The sequence below is a fragment of the Nostoc sp. MG11 genome, assembly GCF_014904695.1.
Taxonomy (GTDB): Bacteria; Cyanobacteriota; Cyanobacteriia; order Cyanobacteriales; family Nostocaceae; genus Komarekiella.
The window spans coordinates 1-5,835 of the sequence record NZ_JACXXN010000106.1; the positions used below are offsets into that span (position 1 = coordinate 1).

The 5,835-nt window shown below is 37.4% G+C and carries 3 protein-coding genes; all 3 read left to right on the top strand.

Annotated elements, in window-relative coordinates:
- On the top strand, positions 1-1,550 hold a 1,550-nt coding region (locus HCR01_RS36525; RefSeq protein ID WP_226890041.1), incomplete at its 5' end, for a condensation domain-containing protein.
- Positions 1,551-1,763: 213 nt separating this feature from the next.
- Positions 1,764-5,075, top strand: coding sequence for a non-ribosomal peptide synthetase (locus HCR01_RS36530; protein WP_193200785.1), 3,312 nt, complete (start codon positions 1,764-1,766; stop codon positions 5,073-5,075).
- An 84-nt stretch (positions 5,076-5,159) separates the two neighbouring features.
- On the top strand, positions 5,160-5,835 hold a 676-nt coding region (locus HCR01_RS36535; protein WP_226890042.1), incomplete at its 3' end, for a condensation domain-containing protein.

The window sequence follows — 5,835 nt, forward strand, 5'->3', positions numbered from 1 at the left end:
TGGCACAGAGTTATATTCAGGCAATCAGGTCGATAATAGAACATTGTCAATTAGAAGACAATAGAGGATATACACCGAGTGATTTCCCGCTTGCACAGTTGAATCAATTAGAACTTGATGAGTTATTATCTGCAATCAAAGCTAAAGACATCTGTGCAATTTATCCACTTTCTCCGACACAACAAGGGATGCTGTTCCATAGTCTATATGCACCTGATAGTGGCGTATATTTTGAACAGATGACCTTGAGTTTGAAGGGCAATCTCAATGTTGCTGCTTTTGAATTGGCTTGGCAAAAAGTTGTAGATAGACATTCAGTTTTACGTACATTATTTGTTTGGGAAAATTATACAACTTCATTACAAGTAGTACTCAAACAAGTTAATTTACCTTGGAATAATCTCGATTGGCAAAAACTATCAACCACAGAGCAACAACAGCAATTATCTGAACTGTTGCAAACACAAAGAAGACTTGGTTTTCAATTCAACCAAGCACCATTGATGGGATGTACATTAGTGAGGCTGGATGAAGATAATTACAAGTTCATCTGGAGTCATCACCATATTCTCATAGATGGATGGTGTTTATCGATTATCTTCAAAGATGTTTTAAGTTTCTACAAAGCTGAAGTTGCAGGGGAAACTTGTTCACTGCCAACAGCACGTTCCTACCGTGATTATATCGCTTGGTTGCAGGGACAAGATCATGTTGCTGCTATTAACTTTTGGCGACAAACTTTGCAAGGTTTTAGCATTCCAACTTCCCTAGTAGTAGATAAGTTAACCTTTCAAAATCAACAAGCTAAACCGGAATATAAAGAACTTGAGTTACATTTATCTGTGGGAGTGAGCCGTAGGTTACAATATGTGGCACAACATCATGGCATGACTTTATCGACGATAGTACAAGCAGCTTGGGCATTACTATTAAGTCGTTATAGTGGCGAGAAAGATGTAGTATTTGGTGTGACTATTTCTGGTCGTCCAGCCAATTTGTCTGGAGTAGAGGAGATAGTGGGATTATTTATCAATACCTTACCATTACGTATACAAATATCCCCCCAACAGCAACTAATACCTTGGCTGCAACAAATACAACAGTTAATGTTGGAATTACAGGATTACTCTTACACTTCACTAGTTGAAATTCAAGCTCTTAGCGAAGTAAAAAAAGGAACACCTTTGTTTGATAGCATTATGGTGTTTGAGAATTATCCAATTGATAGTTCTTTATTGAATGAAGATAATTCGCTACATTTCAGCGAAATCGAGATTTTTGGACAAAATAATTATCCGTTGACTGTAATGGTAGTCCCTGAAGATGAGCTGTTCGTTAAGATTCGTCACGATAGTACTCGTTTTGAATCAGATACGATTGGGCGGATGTTAGGACATCTGCAAACCATTTTCTGTGAAATTGCAGACAATCCTTCACGAATGTTAGGTGAATTACCTTTACTAAATGAATCAGAAAAACAACAGTTGTCAAACAGAAATATCGGAAAACTAAAACTAATTAAGCGCAATCCAATTAAGGTAGAAAACTGAGTAGGTTATCAAAGGACTATAGCATAGACAGAGCGGGCTTTTGAGTTTGCTCGCTACCAAAAAGACCATTATACCAATTCTGTATTAGGCTACGTTTAATTGCCCTCTCTATAAAAGTGGGACTATCCAAACAAAGCTACCAATGCTACCTAAATTAGCCCCATCTTTAGACAGAAACGGTATTAGAGTAATCACATAGGAGAAAAAGTAGAAATGATTGAAGGTTTTGAACTATCACCCCAACAAAAACACCTTTGGAAACTACAATATTCTTCACCAAATTTCCCTTATCGTGCCCAGTGTGCTGTACAAATCAAAGGCAAAATTGAGCCTAATACTTTAAAGTCTGCGATCAAGCAAGTAATATCAAGTCATGAGATTCTCCGCACTACTTTTAGTCCTGTGCCTGGAATGACCTTACCATTACAGGTTATCGCTTCTGATTTTAGTCTCCATTTTAGTGAGTACGATTACACGGAAATAGAATTAGAATCGCAGTTGACTCAAATAGAGTTATTGTGGAAGCGATATAGTCAGCTTCCTTTTGATTTTTCCCAAAACTCACTTTTTCATTGCACTTTAGTCACTCTTTCTGAGGAAGAATCTGTATTGTTGCTCAACCTGCCTACTTTATATGTAGATATCAAAGGACTCGATAATTTAGTACTCAAAATTAGTAATTCTTATCGTGCTTGCACCAAAAGTGAAGAACTTTTTGAGGATGTACTACAATATGCAGACATATCGGAGTGGCAAAATCAACTACTTGATGACGAAGAACAAGAATTGATATTTGCTAAAAGTTACTGGCGCAAGCAAAATATTACTGATAGCTTAAGTATAAAACTACCTTTTGAAAGACAGTCTGCCTGGGAAACTGAATTTGAACCCCGTTATTTGAAATTTATTATTCCTTCTCGTCAAGTGGAGCAAATATCAGAATTCATTGAAAAAGAGAAAGTTCCAATTGATTTATTTTTCCTCGCGTGCTGGCAGATATTTTTGTGGCTTATAACCCAAGAATCAGAAGTGTTTGTTGGAGTTGGTTGTGAAGGTCGAGAGTACGAAGTTTTGCAAGATTCTATTGGTTTATTAGCGAAATATTTACCACTAAAATCTAGTTTCAAAAAAGGCTTATTATTTCTAGATGTTCTCAAACAAATACAATTGGAAATAAATAGTATTTATTCTTGGCAAAAACAATTTAACTGGGAGTCAATAATTGATGAAAAAAAAAGTTATATAGATACTGCTTTTATCCCCTTTGGTTTTGATTTTACTCAAACAGAACGGCATATTGTCGATGATATTTGCTTTTCTATTATCAAACAGGATGTCTGTTTTGATAAGTTCAAAATTAAACTAAGTTTCACTCATAATCATTGTGATTTAGTGGCAAAGTTATGTTACGATGCCAGGCTATTTGAGGAAGATTATATTCAATGTCTTGCTGAACAATTTCAGATGCTATTATCTAGTATTTTAGATTGTCCTGAGACGGCAATTGACAAAATAGAAATTCTTAGCGACGTTGAACGAGAAAAAATTCTACACCAATTTAATGACACGAGTTGTGATTACCCCAAAGACAAGTGTATTCATCAGTTATTTGAAGAACAGGTAGAAAAAACACCCGATGCTATAGCATTGGTGTTTGAGGAACAACAATTAACTTACAAGCAATTAAATCAAAGAGCCAACCAACTGGCAGATCATCTTCAAAAACTGGGAGTTAAACCAGAGGTGTTGGTAGGGATTTGCGTAGAACGTTCCATAGAAATGGTGGTGGGATTGTTGGCGATATTGAAGGCTGGTGGTGCTTATGTACCCTTTGACCCCAAATATCCCCAAGAACGATTGAGTTATATGTTGAATGATTCTGCTGTTGAGGTGTTGCTTACTCAGAGATCGTTAGTAGAAGAATCTTTACCACCAAATCCAGCACGGGTGGTTTGTTTAGATACGGGCTGGGGGGTAATTGAGCAACAGTATAGGGATAACTTTAACTCTGGGGTGAAGTTGAATAATTTGGCTTATGTCATCTACACGTCTGGTTCTACTGGACAACCGAAGGGAGTTGCGATCGCACACAAATCAATCTTTAATTATGTTTATAGTCTCATTCAAATCATAAATATTAAACCTAGTAGTAATTTTGCTTTAGTGTCTACAATTAGTACAGACCTAGGCAATACTGTAATATTTCCTTGTTTATTGACAGGTGGGTGTCTTCACGTAATATCCGAGGAAAAAGTCTCTGATCCAAAGGCTATAAGGGAATATTTTAATTATCAGGATATTGACTATCTTAAAATTGTTCCCTCTCATCTAGCAGCTTTACAAATCTCGTTAGATCCAGCACTAGTTCTGCCGATTAAAACACTCATTCTTGGTGGTGAAGCATCTAGTTCAGATTGGGTAGAGACAATTCAAGCTCAATCTCCTAATTCCAATATCATCAATCATTATGGCCCTACAGAAACTACTGTAGGGGTACTCACCTATTTTCTAGATCAAAAATCCTTACCTCTGCGTTCGTCTACATTACCCATTGGTCGCCCAATAGCCAATACCCAAATCTACATCCTAGATGAGGATTTACAACCAGTACCCATAGGTATGCCCGGAGAATTATACATTGGGGGTGATGGTTTAGCCAGAAGTTACCTTAACAACCCACAACTAACTAGCGAAAAATTTATCCCAAATCCTTTTGATAAGTCAAAACAGAAACCCACTCCGGTATTTGACGATTTTATCTCGAAAGATGCAAGGGAAAGCCTGCCAAAAGAATCTAAATTATACAAAACAGGAGATTTGGCTCGATATTTGCCTGATGGCAACATTGAATTTATTGGTCGCATTGACCATCAAGTAAAGATTCGTGGGTTTCGCATCGAATTGGGAGAAATCGAATCCGTTCTTAACGGTCATCCCCAAATACAACAAGCTGTAGTTATTGCCATAGAAGAAAGCAGTGGTAACAAACGCTTAGTTGCCTATATAGTTTTTTATGAATCATTTCCTACTAAAGAAATACGTGAATTCCTGCTTTCAAAGTTACCAGAATACATGGTGCCTTCTGCTTTTGTCATCTTAGATACCCTGCCATTAACACCCAACGGCAAGTTAGATAAAAAAGCATTACCGTCGCCTGATAGTGTTTCGCGAGAAAATGAATACGTAGCACCACGCACCCAAAATGAAGAACTTATAGCCAGCATCTTCTCTGAAATTCTAAGTGTACAAAGTGTAGGTATCCACGACAACTTCTTTACTCTGGGGGGACATTCTTTATTCGCAACCCAGGTTATTTCTCGGTTAAACCAAACATTCTCTGTGGAACTATCCTTACGGCAAATATTTGAAATACCAACTGTAGCAGAATTAGCTGAAGCTGTGACTCAGTTACAGCATACAGAGGATGAAGATATGGCTCATTTGTTAGCTGAGTTAGAAGATCTATCAGATGACAAAGTGCAACAGCTTTTAGCCGAAGAAATGCATTCATCAGTACATAGCTGAAGATCAATTGCTAATAGTAAAAGCTATTAGCGGCTTCTATTTTCCTTGAATTAACAGTTGTTTTGGAATTAATAGTTACTAGCTATGAAAAATATCAATGAAAAAATTGCAAATCTTTCAGCAGAAAAGCGGGCTTTATTAGAACTAAGACTTAAAAATAAGAAAAATAAGAATACTCATATTTCCAAAAAGCAGGCAATATCCCGAAGAAGCGGCCACGATTCACCTCGCCTGTCTTTTGCCCAGGAAAGGTTATGGTTTTTGGAGCAATTAGAGGCTAATAACCCCTTCTATAACGTACCTAGGGCAGTTCTCTTACAAGGTAATCTCAACCAGCAAGTTCTCCAACTTGCATTATCAGAAATAGTACGCCGTCACGAGGTACTACGCACTAGCTTCCGAACTGTAAATGGCACACCAGTACAGGTGATTCATCCAGAAGTCGCGATCGCAATCAATGTGGTCGACTTACAAAAACTACCAGATAAAGAACGTCAAACTTTCCTACAGCAACAAATACAAAAAGAAGCAATTACCCCCTTTAACTTGGAAATAGCACCATTAATTAGGTGTAGTTTGTTTCAGTTAGACACTACGGAATATGTATTGTTACTGACAATGCACCACATTATCTCGGATGGTTGGTCAATGGGGGTACTAATCCAAGAGTTATCGACTCTATATCAAGCTTTTTGTGTAGGAGAAACATCACCCTTACCAGAATTACCTATCCAGTACGCAGACTTTGCAGTTTGGCAAA

What these genes read in the sequence shown, in the direction of transcription:
- HCR01_RS36530 (WP_193200785.1), top strand. Translation starts at nt 1,764, where the DNA reads ATGATTGAAGGTTTTGAACTATCACCCCAACAAAAACACCTTTGGAAA.